The organism is Verrucomicrobium sp. BvORR106, assembly GCF_000739655.1.
GTDB lineage: Bacteria > Verrucomicrobiota > Verrucomicrobiia > Verrucomicrobiales > Verrucomicrobiaceae > Verrucomicrobium.
The window spans coordinates 1-18,422 of the sequence record NZ_BATR01000008.1 but is presented as its reverse complement, the minus strand read 5'-3'; the positions used below and the strand labels follow the sequence as shown (position 1 = coordinate 18,422).

The 18,422-nt window shown below is 60.1% G+C and carries 17 protein-coding genes; 11 read left to right on the top strand and 6 right to left on the bottom strand.

Annotated features, from left to right (window positions below; genetic code table 11):
• Positions 1-1,258: 1,258 nt before the first annotated feature.
• On the bottom strand, positions 1,259-1,447 hold the full coding sequence (locus BV106_RS37950) for a hypothetical protein (protein WP_265595210.1): 189 nt from the start codon (positions 1,445-1,447) through the stop codon (positions 1,259-1,261).
• Positions 1,448-1,988: 541 nt separating this feature from the next.
• Here BV106_RS37950 and BV106_RS01310 point away from each other — a divergent pair.
• The 8 genes from BV106_RS01310 to BV106_RS39200 all read left to right on the top strand — a co-directional run bounded on the left by BV106_RS01310 (position 1,989) and on the right by BV106_RS39200 (position 7,812).
• Positions 1,989-2,540, top strand: a complete 552-nt coding sequence (locus tag BV106_RS01310) for a hypothetical protein (RefSeq protein ID WP_051944709.1) — start codon at positions 1,989-1,991, stop codon at positions 2,538-2,540.
• A gap of 173 nt (positions 2,541-2,713) precedes the next feature.
• On the top strand, positions 2,714-3,109 hold the full coding sequence (locus BV106_RS01305; RefSeq protein ID WP_038159314.1) for a VOC family protein: 396 nt from the start codon (positions 2,714-2,716) through the stop codon (positions 3,107-3,109).
• A 25-nt stretch (positions 3,110-3,134) separates the two neighbouring features.
• Complete coding sequence (locus BV106_RS34870; protein WP_051944705.1) at positions 3,135-3,872, top strand: DUF6794 domain-containing protein; 738 nt, start codon at positions 3,135-3,137, stop codon at positions 3,870-3,872.
• Positions 3,873-4,022: 150 nt separating this feature from the next.
• Positions 4,023-4,319: a hypothetical protein gene (locus tag BV106_RS01295; protein WP_038159311.1), complete on the top strand. Its 297-nt coding sequence runs from the start codon at positions 4,023-4,025 to the stop codon at positions 4,317-4,319.
• A gap of 85 nt (positions 4,320-4,404) precedes the next feature.
• Positions 4,405-4,986, top strand: a complete 582-nt coding sequence (locus tag BV106_RS37945; protein WP_265595209.1) for a hypothetical protein — start codon at positions 4,405-4,407, stop codon at positions 4,984-4,986.
• A 784-nt stretch (positions 4,987-5,770) separates the two neighbouring features.
• Entirely contained in the window at positions 5,771-6,046 is a 276-nt protein-coding gene (locus tag BV106_RS01285; protein WP_009965182.1) for a metal/formaldehyde-sensitive transcriptional repressor, read from the top strand.
• Positions 6,047-6,078: 32 nt separating this feature from the next.
• Entirely contained in the window at positions 6,079-7,239 is a 1,161-nt protein-coding gene (locus BV106_RS01280; RefSeq protein ID WP_038159302.1) for a sulfite exporter TauE/SafE family protein, read from the top strand.
• Between the two features lie 132 nt (positions 7,240-7,371).
• Positions 7,372-7,812, top strand: coding sequence for a hypothetical protein (locus tag BV106_RS39200; RefSeq protein ID WP_038159299.1), 441 nt, complete (start codon positions 7,372-7,374; stop codon positions 7,810-7,812).
• A gap of 729 nt (positions 7,813-8,541) precedes the next feature.
• On the opposite strand, the gene tsaD is transcribed toward BV106_RS39200, so the two are convergent.
• Genes tsaD through BV106_RS01245 form a run of 5 tightly spaced genes read right to left on the bottom strand, consistent with a single transcriptional unit; the run spans position 8,542 to position 13,935 of the window.
• Complete coding sequence (tsaD, locus tag BV106_RS01270; RefSeq protein ID WP_038159295.1) at positions 8,542-9,588, bottom strand: tRNA (adenosine(37)-N6)-threonylcarbamoyltransferase complex transferase subunit TsaD; 1,047 nt, start codon at positions 9,586-9,588, stop codon at positions 8,542-8,544.
• A 21-nt stretch (positions 9,589-9,609) separates the two neighbouring features.
• Positions 9,610-11,142 carry a S41 family peptidase gene (locus tag BV106_RS01260; protein WP_081891424.1) on the bottom strand — a complete coding sequence of 511 codons (1,533 nt, stop codon included), beginning with the start codon at positions 11,140-11,142 and terminating at the stop codon, positions 9,610-9,612.
• Between the two features lie 36 nt (positions 11,143-11,178).
• Positions 11,179-11,796 (bottom strand): guanylate kinase, encoded by a 618-nt coding sequence (gene gmk, locus BV106_RS01255; RefSeq protein ID WP_038159291.1) that lies wholly within the window; start codon positions 11,794-11,796, stop codon positions 11,179-11,181.
• 18 nt (positions 11,797-11,814) lie between these two features.
• The gene (locus BV106_RS34865) at positions 11,815-13,050 is read right to left on the bottom strand and encodes a PmoA family protein (RefSeq protein ID WP_051944699.1); all 1,236 of its coding nucleotides are present in this window, start codon (positions 13,048-13,050) and stop codon (positions 11,815-11,817) included.
• Positions 13,051-13,068: 18 nt separating this feature from the next.
• Positions 13,069-13,935: a YicC/YloC family endoribonuclease gene (locus BV106_RS01245; protein WP_265595207.1), complete on the bottom strand. Its 867-nt coding sequence runs from the start codon at positions 13,933-13,935 to the stop codon at positions 13,069-13,071.
• Positions 13,936-14,089: 154 nt separating this feature from the next.
• Here BV106_RS01245 and BV106_RS01240 point away from each other — a divergent pair, with 154 nt between their 5' ends.
• The 3 genes from BV106_RS01240 to BV106_RS01230 all read left to right on the top strand — a co-directional run.
• The gene (locus tag BV106_RS01240) at positions 14,090-16,417 is read left to right on the top strand and encodes a PAS domain S-box protein (RefSeq protein ID WP_265595206.1); all 2,328 of its coding nucleotides are present in this window, start codon (positions 14,090-14,092) and stop codon (positions 16,415-16,417) included.
• Between the two features lie 280 nt (positions 16,418-16,697).
• Positions 16,698-17,654 carry a PmoA family protein gene (locus BV106_RS01235; protein WP_081891423.1) on the top strand — a complete coding sequence of 319 codons (957 nt, stop codon included), beginning with the start codon at positions 16,698-16,700 and terminating at the stop codon, positions 17,652-17,654.
• A 151-nt stretch (positions 17,655-17,805) separates the two neighbouring features.
• The coding region (locus tag BV106_RS01230; RefSeq protein ID WP_265595205.1) for a Gfo/Idh/MocA family oxidoreductase at positions 17,806-18,422 on the top strand (617 nt) is incomplete at its 3' end.

Here is an 18,422-nt window from a genome sequence, read left to right as displayed (position 1 = left end):
AAGGCACGGAGAAGCCGGTTGGATCGGTGGTTTCGAGGAGCCAAGGAGGTTGGGTTCCGTTTCCTGACATCGAAGCTGCACGAAGAGTGCTTGCGGCGAATTGGCCCAAGCTGACCTTGTTTGCTTGTCGGAATTGCCTTCGTGAGACTGTGCCTCCAGAGGCACCCCTTGCCTCTGATCTTGACTACAGTCCTACTGAGAGAACATCGGTCACGACCCATCGGGTCATACGCGATAGCGATCACTCACGCTATATTAAGCAGCTCTACAATTACCAGTGTCAGATTTGTGGTGAGTGCATCATGTTGCCAGGAGACGCTAAATACGCAGAAGGCCATCACCTTCGGCCCCTTGGACGAGGTGGCCCCGACCACCCTCGAAACATTGTTTGCGTCTGTCCAAATCATCATGTCGAGTTAGACTACTTTTCTATCCCGATTGAGCTGAGCACATTGAATCTGCTTCCTGAACACAATCTCGACGTCGCATTCATTGAGTACCACAACAAAGAACACACCAGGAAAACTCAGGCCGAACAAAACGCTTGTGGCAACGGCTCGTTGCGGTCTGTAGCATGAGCGGGGTTTTACGCTCGCCGTCGCCACAGCTTACATGTTAGGCCAACCAATAGAGAGTCCATGTCGAAGCAAGTATCTGGCACCAAAAGTTTCGGAGCGTATGTGGCCAGCAATGTGGTGCCCCGTGCGATTAGTGACTACGAAAGGCTTGCGTTGGAGCTGTCACCTTCGCTTGTTGTCACCAACAAGTCTGACGTTTTAGCTGTCGGCACAGTGGCAGCCTACTTTTTTGCGATGTCTACGCTCTTCGCGGGTCGCTCAGACTCACTGGCATACATCGAGAGCTTCGGTCGTGGCTTACTTGAGGCATCCCTTCCTCGTGGGCTGGTGCCTGAGGCTCATCAGATGTGGCACGACCGAGTCTTCGAATACACCCTAGCACGTGGAGATGTCCCCTTGAACCAAGCACTTCTGGATGCCATGTGCTTATTTCTCTGTCCCACTATCCCTCGAGACGAAAACAACCCAGCAAATAGTCTATTTGTGAGGATTGGGGCCATCTTCACAGTCGCAGCAAAGAACGGAGAGTTCCACCTTCCGTAGGGGCTACTGAGGGCGAAGAATGCGCTGGCACCAACCGATGGGGCTGCGGTATTATTCATACGTTTCGAAACCTCAACGCGTCGCTTAGTCTCTCCGATCAAGCCTGCCCTGGTGGGCGGCGAGGCTTAAGCGTTCGGTCAGCCTGCGGCGTCACCCGCCATGCAAAGAATGAAGACTGCGATCTCTTGCTTGTGCATCATCACGGCCATCGTCTTTGCCCAGCAGCCGTTCACTGACAGCACGCTGCTGCCCATCGTCTGGAGCCTCGTCTGTCTGGCTCCACTTGTGTGGCTGAGACGTTCATGGCTGCGTTGGGCGATGATCATTCCACTCATTGCCGTGGTGCTTCTGGTAGGGGATGCATATTTTCTTCGCCATCGGATGGCCGTTGCATGGAGAGCATGGGATCCAATGTTCGACACCACTGATGTTTCAGAGGTGCTGGTCTCACCTTCAGGTCGCACGACGGTCTATCTCCTCCACACGGGTTTCACTGATTCATCATACAGTGTCTGCGTCTCTGGTGGGACGCTGTTTCCCATATTTGGATACTTGGTGCCGACTTCGGCGGACATGTCCCGACGAGATCTCGACATTGGATGGAGGGGATCGGTTTTCACTGCTGGGCATCGTTTGCTTTCATTTGGCTACTCCGAGCCTGATCGCAAAGTCCTGACCTACGAGGATTGGATCCGGGGCCCGATTTCGTCCGGTGACCCTCCCAAAACGATCGAAGCGTTCTCTGCGCAGCTCGCAGGGCTCCGGCACTAGGTCGAACAAGGCGCTGGAGCAAGCCGTTTGGTTTGCAGTATCGTCCATGCGTCCTGCAATAAATCCCGCCACTCCATCTCGCTACATCCTCATCTCATGAGTGAATCCGATTCCATCTCAGACGAATTGCAGAGCGAGCTTGATGCGTTGGCCGTGGCTGGCAATGTCCTCGCAGATCAAGGTGACTATGGCGGTGCCATCACTCTGTTTCGCCGAGGGTTCGATCTGATTCCGCTGCCTCGGGAGGGGCGTAGTGCCAGCCTTTGGTTCGCGGTCGCGATCGGGGATATGCAGTGGCACTCCAAGGATTATCGAGCCAGCCTGGATACTTGGCGGGATGCTCTCATTCTTTACGGCGGCTTCGGCAATCCATTCGTGCATCTTCGGCGTGGGCAGATGTTGCTGGAGCTCGGCGACGAAGCAGAGGCGTCCAACGAACTGCTGCGTGCCCTGCTGATCGGGGGCGAGGACTTGTTTGCCCGCGAGGAGTTGGACTACTGGGTTTTCATCACCAGCATCGCGCAGGCTCCGGAAGGCTATCCGGATTGGATCGGCTGGCCAGGCTTGCCAAAGGGTTCACCTGAATATGAGAAGTGGACCGATCCCTCGGATGTCTATGGCTTTGCCCAGAAGAGTGGAGGCGTGTGAAGATGGGGCGGTGCAATCGACTCCATCGTGAATGAGGTTCCAGATATGCCCGGTGGGGAGATGGGTGGCTAATTGTTGTGACGCCCATCGCACGGTGCTAGCCTCAGTGCGACATCCCATGGCGGCCAACCCAACCATGTTGTCCACCGCAGCCGCTTCCACCCCAACAAGCCATGTTTGATCACATCGGCATTTTTGCTTCTGATCCTCAGCGGAGCATCAGCTTCTACGAGCGTTGTCTCGCGCCGCTGGGCATCACCGTCGTGCAACGTCAACCGGAGTTCGGTGCCGCCATCTTCGCTGGTCCATCGGAGTTCCCCTTCCTCTGGGTTGGGCCTGCTCAAGGTGACTACTACGGCACATCCCTGGCACCCGCTGTGCATCGCCCCCTTCACCTTGCATTTGTTGCTCCGAGTCGGCAGGCGGTGGATGAATTTCACGCGTTGAGTCTGTTGCATGGTGGCGCTGACAACGGCGCGCCGGAGGATGAGGGCAATGGGTATTATGCGGCCTATGTGCTTGATCCCGATGGCAACAACATCGAAGCCGGATTCAGAATGAAGGCCTAGGGTATCCTCCTGTTAGTCAACCGTCATGACCATTCCCTCTTTTCAATCCAAGTTTGATGCTTGGCTAGACGGCGCGTTGAGTCAGCCCATCGTCATCCTCGTTCTGCTTCTAGCCGTAGCCAGCCAGTTGGGGGCCGAGGAGAGGGCGGCCAGGCCTGCGAAGCAGCCAGGCAATGAAAAGGCCAGGGAGGCGAAGGAGCCTCCTCCGAAGACTCTGGAGGAGGCGCATCAGCAGTTGGAGAAGCTGCTTCCCAAAGAGGATCTTGCGAAGATTGATTCCATGAAGACCGAGGAAGAGATGATCGAGTATCATTTCGGCCTTGGCATGAGCCTGAGGAACACCTGGGGACTCTGGGGTGGTGGGCCGTTGGCGCAGTCCATGAACAAGCTCGGGTTTCATCACCCCGACGACATGTCCGGCGTCATTCTGGAAACCTTTTGGTGCAGGCGACACAAGCAGGATTTTCGTCTGAAGGAGCGAGCAGCTTTTTACGCCGCCTATTGGAAGGCCGCAGCAGGCCCGCCCGAGACTGCCAAGGACCCCAAAGATGGCTCTGAAGTGGACTGGAATATGTCACTTGGGGCCGGTGATGATAAAAGGCCCCGCCAGATTCACGTTGGCAAGAGCAAGAAGTCTGGACGGTGGTTGGTGTATGAGTATGACAAAGGAGTGTATCTGCCTGACGCAACTCTCTTGAAGCGAATCACGGACAGTTTCAGTTCAGATCCTTTTGCCCCCAATGAGAAACCGACCGAGAAATAAAAGGCGTGGCGAGGCGCTGGTGCTGATGCCAACCGCGGTAGTTCAAACCGCCATGCCGCTGCAACGAGTGCTCTCGCCTTGGTGGTTGATCAAGCATAGGTTGTGGGTGCTTCTGCGCACCCTGTGTATTCAAGACAACCCATTTTCGGCATGAGTGACACGACTTTTTTTGAGATCATCCTACAGACAGAGGATTTTACCTTTGGTGGCCGCGACGAAATCGAGGACCCAATCGATGAGGCGCTACAGCAGGCTGAACTCGGCGAGGTTACTGGCGGTGGCACTGGTATGGGCCGTTCCAACATTGACATCGAAGTTACTGATCCACAGCGAGGGCTCGCACTCATCCGTGAGATTCTGCGGAGCGTGGGTGTTGCGCCCAGCACGGTCATTAGACAGGCTGGGGCACCACCCATCTATTATCCCGTCTATGAACCGGGCATCTAGTCATACTCCATCGTGTCCTAGTTTTCGCGCGTTGGTTTCAATCGTGACATTCCACAAACTCGGTCGCTAGCGGACCGTTGGCATCATGAGTACTATCGTGCTTTCAGAGCAGGACCGCTACACGAAGCACGACGAGGTGCATAGTCATCCGGGTCATCCCATCTCAACGCCCCCTCATAGCTCCGGCCTTTGGTGCCGACTGGAGGTTGGCCCCATCACCATGCGCTTTCTGACTTGTGCCATACTACTTGCTCAGATTCTGATCTGCACGTTTGCGTTCACGGGTTGTCGTCGTCTGATGGGAGTGCATGATCCAGTTACCGGCTCCCAAGTTGCTCCAGAGGAAGTTCCCTTCCTCAAGCTTCCTTTTTCTGCCTCGAACATTGGATTCTGGGACGATGGCTACCAACAGGATGCGACCTTCAACATTTCCGAGGAGGCTTTCCTGCAACTTTTCTCCGATCGGAAGTTCGCCCCGATCTCTGAAGAGACCGATTACTCCGTCTGGACTTTCGGCGACACCAAGAACCCGCCCCAAAAGAGCCTCAAGACGAGGACTGCGACGGATGGCCTCATCCACGTACAAAGTTGGAAGAACGGAGGAGGACTGAAAATTGTCTTCGACCGACATCACCAATTTTGTGCTTATGAACTCGTCCGGTGGTAGCGAAACAAATGCCGCCCTGCCATGTCGCTACGGCGGATCGGCACTCATCTCAGGCTGTGTTTAACCCAGGAGTATGTCAATATGACCGTCGATCCAAGGACTACCGAACCGATCGCTCCATGGCGTTTGATTGGGGCGCTTCTCCTGGTGGGGCCGAAGCATTGCAAGCTAGCGTGGATTTCTGCAATCGTCTATCTCACTCCATTCATAGTGGGCGGGTTGGTGGTTCTGTTCTCCAGGTGACGCGAGACGTGCATTTTTAGACCCTGTCCAAGGTGGCGCGGTGAATCTGCCCCGCTCCAAGGTTGCGGATACAGTCTTCCCGGCTACTCCGAGGCAAAGGCGATCCGGCGTCCCTCCGGGACGCAGATGGGTTTTGGGGCACGGAAACCGGTGGTTGGCACCACCGGCTACTGTCCATCGTCCCTCCGGGACGGCGGACGCGCTGGTGCCCACGTCTTCCAAATCCTAAACAGGAAATGAAGCCGCAATGAGGATGCCTAAGGCCTTCACGATGCATAAGTTCCCATCGATCCGGGATGAAGCTTTTAGGTGGTAACGCCTTCCGAATCAAATCGTTGCAACACAGCAGGGAGAGCTGTTTTCCACGCCTCCATTTTCCTTTTTAGGCAAATCGGAGGATGCCGTCTGCGTCCTGCTGTTCCGCGCCGCTCGCTCGCTAGCTCATTTGCTTTGGTGTTTCGCCATCGTTTGCTAGGTCTTGCGAGGCAACGGTTCAAAAGTCTTGTATACCATACCCCCCTAGGGTATATGTCTCCCCAAGATGGGACACACCACGCAGAATAAGCCGCACCTCCTGGCCCGTATTCGTCGCCTCCAGGGGCAGCTCGAAGGGCTCTACCGCTCTATCGACGAGGAGAAGGATTGCAGTGACGTCCTGCACACGCTGGCGGCCTTCCGGGGTGCTATCAACAGCCTGATGCTGGAGGTCCTGGAGGGGCACATCCGCCATCATGTCATGGATGATGCCCATGACGGCCATTCGCCCATCGAGGCGGGTGAGGAGCTCATCGATGTGCTCCGCAAGTACCTCCGCTGATCGCGCTGCCGCATCTCTTCACTGGTTGTTTTATGAACCCTGAGCACATCTCCTGGCTTTACATCCCCACGGCCATCCTTCTGGGTGCGCTTCATGGTTTGGAGCCTGGCCATTCCAAGACGATGATGGCGGCCTTCATCATTGCCATCCGTGGCACCATCGCCCAGGCGGTGCTGCTGGGCGTATCCGCCGCCATCTCCCACAGCCTGATCATCTGGGCGCTGGCGGCAGGGGCGCTTTACTTCGGCAGCCAGTGGAGCGCAGAGGCGATTGAGCCTTACCTGCAGCTCATCTCCGCAGTGCTCGTCCTGGCCATGGCGGTATGGATGTTCTTCCGCACCCGGCGGGAGGTGCGTGAGGCGCACGCCCACTCGCATCATCATCACGGTCACGACCACGGGCATCACCACCATCACCATCATGGGGATCACTCAGCTCATGACCATGCTGATCTGCACGATCACGGTCATGGGGAGGTGAAGTGGATCAACACGGGGCATGGTCGCTATGGCATCGAGATCCATGAGGATGGCGTGCCGCCGGTGTTCCGGATGCGGGTGCCTACTGGGGCCAGGTTGCCGGCAGCGTCGCAAGTGGCGCTTGCGACCATCCGTGAGGGTGGGGCCAGGGAGTCTTTCGCGATGCGCCAGCAAGGGGATTGGCTGGAATCCGAGCAGCACATCCCGGAACCGCACGAGTTCGAGGTGGAAATGAGCCTGTCCCATGGCGATCACAGTCATACGTATCGAGTGGCCTTTCGAGAAGGGGGCGAGGATGAGGCTCCAGCGTCAGACGAGGAGTACCAGGATGCCCATGAGCGCGAACACGCTGATGAGATCCGCCGGCGGTTCGAGGGGCGAACGGTGACCACGCCGCAGATCGCCCTGTTCGGCATCACGGGTGGCTTGATGCCGTGCCCGGCCGCTTTCAGCGTGCTCCTGATCTGCCTGCAGTTGAAGAAGTTTACGCTGGGGTTCGCCATGGTGGCGGCCTTCAGCACGGGGCTGGCCCTCACGATGGTGGCCACTGGCGTGCTGGCGGCCTGGAGTCTGAGACATGCGGAGAAGCGCTTCAGGGGCTTCGGCGAGCTCATGCGTCGTGCTCCCTACGTCTCCTGCGCTGTGATGGTGGTCATTGCCGGCTTCATGGCCTGGCATGGTTGGGAGGGGCTGCAAAGGCTGGGGAGTGCTTGATATTGTTGTAAATTTATCCGGGTAATATTTGACAGCTTGTTTCACCCGGATAATGCGACCAGCTCCTGCTGACCTCGTGGCCCACGTGGGGAACAAGGAATTCGCGGCGGAGCGAGCATTGAAAGGAAACCCGTGTCCACACCTCCACAAACCCGTTACCTTGAGCCTACCCAATCATCCGGCCGTGCTTTCTTCCAGCGCGGTTGTGGGGGTGAGGTGGTCATGCTGAATCTGTTGCGCTTCCGAAGGGTGGCGGACTACTCGGCCCACCCGGAATTGGCTTTCGAAGGCCCATGCACAGGGGCCGAGGCTTTCGATCGCTACATTGCACACGCCTTGCCCCATGTCAGGGAGAGCGGGGGAGACCTGCTCTTCATGGGCAAGGGAGGGCCGTTCCTGATTGGTCCTGAAGACGAGTCTTGGGATCTGGTCATGTTGGTGCGACACCGCAGCGTCGAGACGTTCCTGAGCTTCGCGAGCAATGAGGCGTATCTCGCGGGCATTGGTCATCGCACGGCGGCGATCGAGGATTCCCGGTTGCTTCCGCTCACGCCGCTTCCGCTACCGGATTGAGGAAATAGATTTTTGAATCGGTGGGGGTGATGGGCAAAGAATTCATCGCCGTGGAGCTAGTCTGGCAGTCATTGGGGGTGCCTCGCCCCGGTCCGGCGTCCCTCCGGGACGCAGAGGGGTTGGGGGCGGGATCCGGTGGTTATCACCACCGGCTACTATCCGACGTCCCTCCGGGACATGGGGTGCGGGGCCGAAAGTGATTGGAGCTGGCTTGAGCGGCTCGCGGGAGGTGTTGGGCTGAGGCGGAGGTGCGTCACGAAAGGTTCTCGGATGCGGTGCCATTCGAGTCGAAAGTGACACCGACTTCCAGCCGAGGCGTGGTACTGGCGTCCCTCCGGTTTTGTCGTGATGCCGCCCTTGGTGGTACAAGGAAACGGGTGGTTGCGAGGATGACGTGGGATGGCTGCGAGACCGAGCTCAGACCAAGAAGCGGCGTTGGCAGCTTGGAGAACGATTGAAGGGCGTTGGTGGTCAAGCGCTCCGTTTCACGTCGGCGGTTGTGCAAGCACAAACCGCCGCTCCTTGGGGGCGTGGTGGCATGAGGGGGCGGCAGATCTCTGGGCGTACCCGACTTCAGCCCAAGTGATTTGGTGGCGGGTTCGTGACGATGGTCTCATGGGACGTTTGGTGCGAACCGGGACAAGAATGTCCCTCGCTCCTGTTGGTGAGCAGGCAGCGATGATGCTTGGTGCTTTGTTCCTCGCGGCACCCCTTGTCGATCTGGCGTCTCTATCCCACCAGGCTCAAGTTCGGATCGACATCAATCTCCAACGGGCTCTGATAGCCCGTCAGATGACGGTGCACGGCGGCGAAGCCGATCATGGCGGCGTTGTCGGTGCTGTAGGTGGGTGGGGTGAGGCGGAGCTCGATGCCGGCCTTGGCGCAGCGTTCTGTGAAGCGCTCGCGGAGCCGGTGATTGCAACTCACGCCGCCGCTCACGCCGATGATCCGCTGGCCATGCTGGCGGGCGGCGTTCACGGTCTTCTTCACCAGCACCTCGATGACGGCTTCCTGGAAGGAGGCGCAGACATCGTTCATGGTGCCTTCATCCGTGAGATCAATCTTGGGCAGGAGGTAGAGCACGGCGGTTTTCAGCCCGCTGAAGCTGAACTCGTAGTTTCCTGCTTCCATCATGCTGCGGGGGAATTCGTAGGCATCCCTCCGCCCATGGCGGGCGCGGCGGTCAATCTCCGGCCCCCCCGGGTAGGGTAGTCCCAGCATCTTGGCCACCTTGTCAAAGGCCTCGCCTGCGGCGTCGTCACGGGTGCGCCCTACCAGATCATACTGCCCCACTCCGCGCACGTTCATGAGCATGGTGTGACCGCCGCTCACGATCAACGCCAGGTGGGGCGGGATGGGGGCCGCCGTGTCTCCTGTGGCTTCACCCGGCTTCGTCATGAAGGGGGAGAGCAAGTGCCCTTCCAGATGATTGATGGCGAGGAACGGCTTCTTCCCTGCGAGCGCAAGGGCCTTGGCCATGGTGCTGCCAATGAGGAGTGAGCTCACAAGGCCCGGTCCGCTGGTGGCGGCAAAGGCGGTGATCTCCGGCAGGGCCACGCCGGCACTCTGCATGGCCTGCTCACACACGAGGCGCATGACCTGGATGTGATTGCGCGAAGCCACCTCGGGCACCACGCCGCCATAGGCGCGGTGGATCTCAATCTGGGACGCAACCTCGCTGCTCAGCACCTCGCCAGCCGTGGTGACCACAGACGCGGCGGTCTCGTCACAAGAGGTTTCCAGGGCAAGAAGGCAGGGCGGGCGGGATCCGGACATGAAAGCGGTACAAGGAAACGATCAACGGGCAGCCGGGGCGGCTGGCGCAGGGGTGGGAGCAGGAGCGGGAGCCGGTGGAGTCGTGCCAGACGGCGCGGGTGTAGCCGCCGGGGCAGGGACTGGCGCAGGAGCAGCAGGAGGTGTTGACGCTGGTGCCGGTACTGGCGCTGGCGCTGGCGAGTCTTGAGGCTTGGCGGGCGCAGCCGGAGCTTCGACGGGAGGTTTCACGGCCGGCTTGGCATCGCCTTTCTTGAACTCCTCGTACGTCATCACGCCCTTGAGCACGTCGGTGGCGCGTTCCAGCTGGCGGTCATTGAGCTTGGCCAGATCCAGTGTGCGGCCCTCCCCCTGGGTGTTGGCCGTGCGCCATTGCATGATCTTCATCTCTTCGTCGCTGGTCAGTGCAGAGACGATGTTGGGCTCCACGCCATTCTCGTGAATGGTGCGATGGCTCGGGGTGTAGTACTTGGCCGTGGTGAGGCGCATGGCGGCACCGTTCTTCATCGGCAGCACGGTCTGCACGGACCCTTTGCCAAAGCTGGTGGTGCCCACCACGATGGCTCGCTTCAGATCCTGAAGTGCTCCGGCGACGAGTTCAGAGCCGCTGGCACTGCCGTGATTGATGAGCACGCACATGGGGTACTTGCGCTGGGCTTTGCCATTGCGTGGCGGCGTGCGGTAAGGCGGCGGGTTCTGGGTGGCAACACGGCCTTCCGTGGTCACCACCACCGTGCCGGAGGGCAGGAACTCGCCACAGACGCCCACGGCGGAGTCAATCAGGCCGCCCGGGTTGTTGCGGAGGTCCAGGACAAAGGCCTGCATGCCTTCTTTCTCAAGGCGGTCGAGTTCATTGGAGAGGTCCTTCACCGTCCCCTGGGTGAACTCCGTGATGCGGGCGTAGCCGATCTTCCACGGTGAGGAGAGACGGGCGTGGAGCATCATCGCATCGCGCACGGAGCTCTCCTGCAGGGCCTGACGCACGAGATTGAAGTCCAGAAACTGCTTCGTACCGGGGCGACGCACTGTGAGACGCACCGCGTCTCCGGCCTTGCCCTTCAGATGCTGCACCGCCTCCATGGTGCTCATGTTGTCGGCCAGCACCTCGCCAATGCGGATGATCTGGTCATTGGGCAGGACGCCGGCCTTCGCAGCGGGACCCTGCTCATCCACCGTGATGATGGTGAGCATGCCTTCGCGCAGGGCGATGGTGATGCCCACGCCTTCACTGGTGTCGCGCTGCTCCTGCTGCATCTCCTCGAAGAGCGACTTCCCCATGTACTCGCAGTGGGGGTCCAGCTTCTTGAGCATGCCGTCCAGAGCGCCCTCGATGAGTTGCTCGTAGGACACCTTCTTCTCATCCACATAGTTTTGGCGGATGATCTCCATGGCCCGTGTCAACAACTCGAACTGGGCGAACGCCGCCTCCTGGGCAGGGGCGGCGGGCTTGGCCGGCTCCTGGGAATACAGCGGAGCCTGCGTGACCAGGGCTGCACCGGTGAGCAGCTTGAACCAGACGTTGGAAAAGGGGCGCATGGAGGAGGAAGGCGAAGGCATGGCGGGATCAGTTCGGTCGGATCGATCAGCGAGTGTCTAGGTGAGCCGGGCCACTCGCATGCGCTCTGCGAGCAGCAGCGAGCGGAATTTCTCAAGGTCGGCCTCACGGGAACCGCTCACCAGGGCGTACCGGTACTTGTGCCAGTGGGCGATCTCGGTGAGGGCATTGCGCAGGCGCAGTTCCAGGCTCTCATCATCCTCGGTACCACGGCCGGCGAGCCGCTCCTTCAGCGCGTCCACGGAGCCGGGCAGGATGAACACATCGGCCAGGCATTGCTGCACCAAATCATCGTCACAGGCTCGAACCAGGGTGGCACCTTGTACGTCGATGTCCATCACCACATCCACTCCGCGCTCCAGGTTCTCCTTCACATAGGTCTTGAGCGTGCCGTAGAGGTTGCCGTGAACCCGGGCGTGCTCGAAGAATTCGCCACGGGCGATTTTCTCCTCGAACTCCTCCTCGGAAAAGAAGAAATAGTCTTTCCCATGCATCTCACCCGGGCGGGGCTTGCGGGTGGTGGCGGAGACGGAGTGCACCGCTTCTCCCAGGTCGGCGATCTGGCGGCACAGGGTGGTTTTTCCGGAGCCGGAGGGGCCGGAGACAATCAGCAGGACTCCCAGGCGGGATTTCGGGAAGGAGGCGGGATCGGGCATGAAATGGGGCAGAGTCAGTCAGTTGGGGCCAACCGTCACTTTGGCCGGATTTGAGTAGTCGTGCAACAGCCTGTCCAGCAAAGCCGCGTCCGGCTTGCCGTCGCGGATCACGAAACGGTAGCGCAGGACGAGAGACTTGCCGGGCTCGATGGACCAGTCGCCTTCTGCGGAGGGGGCGATGCAGAGCTGCGGATTCTTGGGATTCAGGCGCAGGGGCTGGGGGAAGCGGAAGTTGTCCGGGTGCATGAGCACGGCGGTGCCGGTGAAGGTGCCGTCCACCTCACCGCCCAGCCACACCCAGGAGGCCTTCGTGCCATCGCCTTTGATGCGATCTGCACCGGTGGAGGTGAGCATGGTCACCTTGTCCACGGGATCCCACTGCTCCGGGCCACGCACGCCCAGGCCACCGTAGTGGTACTTGGGCAGTTTCAGCGGTGCCTGACCGGCACAGGTCTGGGTGGTGACGAGGTCCAGGATGTACGCGGGTGCGCCCGCAATCTGCACGGCGTACCCGGTGACGCTCCACTTCTCATGCAGCACTTCCTTTTCCGCGCCGCTGGTGTGATCCAGCCAGCGATGGGTGCTGGTAAATCCACCATGCACGGGGCCGCTCCACTGGCTGTCCAGCTGGCCAAAGCGCACTTCACCCGTGAGCTTGCCGTCCTTGCCCTTGCCCATGTTCCAGAAGTCCGGATGACGATCCTCGAACTCCGTCTTGGTCCAGGCCATGAAGATGCCCCGCTGATGGGGATGGTCCGGTCGATAGTCCCCGGTGACGCGCTTCCCGCTGGGGGAATACACCGGGTGCAGATAGGCCCCATGGCTGAAGTCTTCTGAAGTTCCCGAAGGCACCTCGCTGGTCTCCATCTGGTAGGCGAAGAAGGGCTGCTTGCCTGACTGGAACTGCAACGTGCCACCCGACTTGGCGACCTGGATGGCGTCGGACGGGGCGGCGGAATTTCCTCCCGTGGCTTTCACGACCAGCTTGGCTCCCGGCGCGATCGCTGGCGTGATGAGCGTCCAGGTCTTTCCGTCAGCGCTGGGCTGTACAGGCAGCGACTTGCCATCCGGCGTGGTGAGTTGAGAAATGCCCTTGGCCTCCGTCGGTGCGGCAAAGCTGGTCAGTCCGGCTTCGCGGCCACTCTCTCCTCCCTCCAGAGTCACCGTCAGGCCATCGGCCCGCAGGCCCCCCAACAGGGCGGCCTGAATCAGCAGCGGGAAAGTCCAGCGTGGGAGGGGAGAGGAAGCTTTCATGATGGGAAGAACGAACGGCTACTCAATGTTCTGCACCTGTTCGCGGATCTTTTCGAGCTCCGTCTTGGCTTTCACCACGAGCTGGGCCAGCGTGGCGTGGTTGGCCTTGCTGCCCATGGTGTTGAACTCGCGGAAGAGTTCCTGCGAGAGGAAGTCGAGCGGACGGCCCACCGGTTCGCCGCTGTCCATGTAGGTGCGGAACTGGGCGATGTGGCTGGTGGCACGGGTTATTTCCTCACTGATGTCACACCGGTCGGCGAAGAGGGCGATCTCCTTCACGAGGCGCTCGTCCTCCAGTGGCAGGGGGAGTCCGGCATCGGTGAGGCGTTGACGAAGGACATCACGGTACCGGCTGACCACCTGTGGGGTCAGGGCGGCGGCCTCTTGCAGCATCGCCGTCAGCGTGTCGAGACGCGAGTTGATGTCGGCCTTGAGGTGATCCCCTTCGGTTCTCCGCATGGCCAGCATGGCGGTGAGGGCCTGGGACAGGGCCTTCTCGATGAGGGGCTGCGCTTCCTTCACATCCCAGCCACTATCAGCCAGCGTGAAGACGCCCGGCCAGCGGGTCATGTCTGCACTGCTGATGGTGGCCTGCACGCCGAGCTTGTTGGAGAGCTCCAGCAGGGCGGCCGCATACTGCCGGGCCAGATCACTGTTCACCGTCAGAGCCGAGGTCGTGCCGGTGCCCTTGTCTGCGCTGATGCTGACCTGCACACGTCCACGGGAGAGCTTTTCAGCAAGCTGGTTCCGCAGGGACGGCTCCAGTTCATTGAGCTCCCGGGGCAATTGGACCACCAGTTCGAGTTGTTTGCGGTTCACGGAGCCTGCCTCTACGCGCCAGACGACGCCGTTCCCAACGGCCTCGCCTCGTCCAAATCCTGTCATGCTGTGCATCGCGCGATGTAACGCCAGCCGTGGGAAAGGCAACTGCGCGGATGGCAGGGTGCTTGCCCTTCCTTATAATTGGGATCATTATGATGCTTCTGTGAACCAAGCTTGCGGGGTTTGGTAAAATTTGCGATTATTATTAATGGCGCGTATGAGTGGCTTACCTGAGGCTTCCCCAGCACGACGAATTCATACTCCTACCGCAGGGTCGGCGCGTGCGACGGCAGAGGAGCAACTGCTGGAGAGCGAGGCGCTCTTTCACATGGCAGGTCGCATGGCCCGCTTGGGTGGCTGGGTGGTCGAAGTGCCACCAGAGAGGTGTCTGTGGTCGGCGGAAGTGTGCGAGATCCACGAGATGCCGGTAGGGACCTCTCCCACGGTGGAGGAAGGCATCGCCTTCTACGCCCCCGGTTGGCGGGACAAGATCCAGAAAGTTTTCACCGACTGCCTTGAGCAGGGGATGGCGTGGGACGAGGAAATGCAGATTCGCACTGCGAAGGGCCGGCTCGTCTGGGTGCGGGTGATCGGGCAGGCGGTTCGCGATGAGCGGGGCCAGATCATCCGGGTGCATGGAGCCTTTCAGGATATTACGGACAAGAAGCAGGCGGAGGAAGCTCTGCGGGAGAGTGAGCAGACGCTGGCGGCGCTGATGTTCAACCTGCCCTGTGCGGTGTATCTCTTCGGCCAGGACGGGCGCATGTTGCGGTGGAATGGTGAGTTCGAGAAAGTTACAGGCTATAGCGCCCAGGAGATCGAGGGCATGATCCCAGAGCAGTTCATCGTGCCAGACGATGTGGCGGCGGTGCGCGCTCGTATTGTTGAGGCCTTCACTCATGGGCATGCCGTGGCGGAGCTCCGGCTGCGGTCGAAGACCGGCGACATGGTGCCCTATATCTACTCCGCCAGCCGCATCCTCATGGAAGGACAGCCGTGTCTGCTGGGGGTGGGCATGGACATGAGTGCCCAGCGGCAAGCGGAGGCACAGCTCAGGGAGCAGGCAGACCTGCTGGACAAGGCGCAAGACGCCATCCTGGTGGTGAACCTGGCGCACCGCATCACTTACTGGAACAAGGGGGCGCAACAGCTCTACGGATGGTCTTCCGAGGAGGCGCTGGGCAAGGAGGTGGCGGATCTACTGCACGCTGAACTCAGGGAATTTCAGGGCGCGTTCACCCAGGTGAATGCCACAGGGGAGTGGACTGGGGAGCTCAAGCAGCAGGCCAAAGACGGGCGCTCCCTCATCGTGGAGAGCCGGTGGGACCTCGTCCGGGATGATCAGGGGCAGCCGCGGAGCTTGCTGGTGATCAACACAGACATCACCGAGAAGAAGCGGCTGGAGCGGCAGTTCTTCCGGGCGCAACGCATGGAGAGCATCGGCACGCTGGCCGGTGGCATGGCCCATGACCTTAATAACGTCCTCTCGCCCATCATGATGGCAGTGGACCTGCTCAAGCTGAAGACGAGCGATTCCGGGAGCCAGGAACTGCTGGGCAACATCGCCACCAGCGCGAAACGCGGGGCAGACATGGTGGGTCAGGTGCTCTCCTTTGCCCGTGGGGTGGAAGGGCGGCGGGATGAGGTGCACGCCGGGAGGCTGGTGGATGATGTGGAGCGGATCATCCGCGACACTTTCCCCAAGAACATCCAGATCCGCACCAATGTGGGCAGCGATCTCTGGACCGTCACGGGCGACCTCACGCAGCTCCATCAGGTGCTCCTGAACCTCTGCGTGAATGCGCGGGATGCCATGCCGGAGGGGGGCAACATCGCCATCTCGGTGGAGAACATCACGCTGGACGCCCACTACGCCGCCATGAACCTGGAGGCCAAGGCGGGTCCCTACCTAGTGATTCAGGTGGAGGACACCGGCACGGGCATTCCGGCGGCGATCCTGGACAAGATCTTCGACCCGTTCTTCACCACCAAGGCGGTGGGGAAGGGGACGGGCCTCGGTCTCTCCACCTCCATGGCCATCATCAAAAGCCACGGCGGCTTCATGCGGGCCCGCAGCGAGCTTGGCAAAGGGGCAAAATTCCGCATTTATCTCCCGGCGCGTAGCGTGGGGCAGAACCAACCCGCGCCGGACGAGGATTCCAAAGTGCCTCGCGGAAAGGGGGAGACGGTGCTCGTGGTGGATGACGAGGCGGCGATCCGCATGATCACCCGGCAGACGCTGGAGGCCTTTGGCTACAAGGTCATCTTGGCCTGCGATGGCGCGGAAGCGGTGACCACGTATGTGGAGCATCGTCAACAGATCGCGTTGGTACTGACCGACATGATGATGCCGGTGATGGACGGCGAAGCCACCATCAAGGTGCTGACCAAGATGAATCCTGCGATCAAAATCGTGGCTGTGAGCGGCGTGAGTGCCAGCGATGTCACTGCCAAGGCCGCGGGAGCGAGTGTGAAGACTTTCCTCCCCAAGCCCTACACGGCCAAAACGCTACTCAAGGTGGTGAAAGACGTCATTGCCCTCTAAAGCTGGCCCGGCCTTGCCCAGGAGGGGCGATACAGATGTGTCGCGGGAGTTCTCGCGATGACATCGTGTGTACGTGAGGCCAAGGCCTTGAGGCACGGGGGAGGAGGCTCGACCTGTCTGACCAAACTTTGTGAGGGCAAAGAGTCACAAAGCTACCAGATGGAGGCCTCCGCCCTTTAAACTCAAGGGATTCCCGCTACTCGTCGCGTGAGGACGTGACAGTACCCTTGAAAGGTTTTTCTTTCCTTTCCGTTGCCTTCCCTCCAAAATTTCTGGCTGCATGCGTAGAACCTCACCTCCCCTTATCGCGTCGTTCCTTCTCGCCCTGGTCTCCTCATTGGGAGCCCAAACTGTGACGCTCAAGCCGGGCGACACCGGGCTGAAAGTCGAAATCGACGGCAAGCTTTTCACTGAGTACCACACGAAGGATGTGCCCCGGCCGTTCCTCTATCCCATCATCGGTGGGGCAGGAGAGAATGTGGTCCGCAATTTCCCCATGGTGCAGGATGTCCCTGGCGAGGCCAAGGACCACAAGCACCATCGCGGCCTCTGGTTCGCCCATGGCTCGGTGAATGACATGGATTTCTGGAGCGAGGAGAAAGACTTCGGCCGTCAGGAGCACGTGCAGTTCTCGGAAGTCAACGCCACTGGTAACAAGGGCTCCTTCGTGGCTGACACCAAATGGGTGGCTCCGAATGGCAAAGTGCAGCTCACGGATTCTCGCAAGATCACGGTGACTGCACTGCCAGAGGGCGAGAAGTACATCGACTTCGACATCACTCTGAAGGCCACCGAAGGCGAAGTCATCTTTGGCGACACCAAGGAGGGCACTATGGCCATCCGCCTCAGCTCCGGCCTGAGCCTCAAGGGTGAAGGCGCCGCTGGCAAGGCCTACAACGCCGGCACTGACAAGAACAAGGACGTCTGGGGCAAGCGTTCCCCCTGGGTGGCCTATTACGGCCCGGATCCCAAGGGTAACTTGGTGGGGGTCGTGATGTTTGAGCACCCCAAGAACTTCCGCGCTCCCACCTGGTGGCATGCCCGGGACTACGGCTTGTTTGCCGCCAACCCCTTCGGCATCCATGACTTTGAAGCCAAGAAGGACGAGAAGCATCTGGGAGATCACAAGCTGGCCAAGGGCGAGAGCGTGACCCTGCGCTACCGTTTCTACTTCTCCAAAGGCAAGCCGACCCCGACCCCGCTGGCCGCGAAATTTACGGAATACTCGGCCCAGTAGGGGGGTGGGTTAACCCATCAAATCTGTGAAAAAACGCAAAATGGCAGAAATACACCCGTTGTACTGACTCTTCCGGCACCGGGAACGCTTTCTTGCCGATTCAATCCGCCAAAACGCCAACCACAAACTGAAAATGAACATACCCACCTCCATGAATCGCCGTGACGTGCTGCGCAGCACCGTTTACGCCGGCACGGCCCTCGCCCTGCCTACCTGGGCTGCACCTGCCGGAGCCAACGGCGACATCCGGATTGCCGTCATCGGTTTCAAAGGCCGCGGCGCAGGCCACATTGGCAGCCTTTCGAAGATCAAGGGCGTGCGCATCGTGGCCCTCTGCGATGTGGACTCCGAGGTGATGGACAAGCACGTCGCCAGCCTCAAGAAGAACAACGTTGAGGTCAAGAGCTACACGGACTACCGCAAGCTTCTGGAAGACAAGGACATCGACGCCGTGACCATCGCGACGCCGAACCACACCCACACCGTCATCGCCCTGGCCGCCCTGGCTGCTGGCAAGCACGTGTACGTGGAGAAGCCCGTCTCCCACAACGTCCATGAAGGTGCCGCCCTCGTGAAGGCCGCCTCCAAGGTGGAAGGCAAGCTCATCCTGCAACACGGCATGCAGCGCCGTTCCGACCTCGGTTGGGCAGCCGCTGAGGAGTACCTCAAGTCCGGCGCGCTGGGCAAGACGCTCCTCTCCCGTGGCGTGAACTACAAGGCCCGCAAGTCCATCGGCAAGGTCTCCGGCCCCCAGCAGCCGCCGTCCAC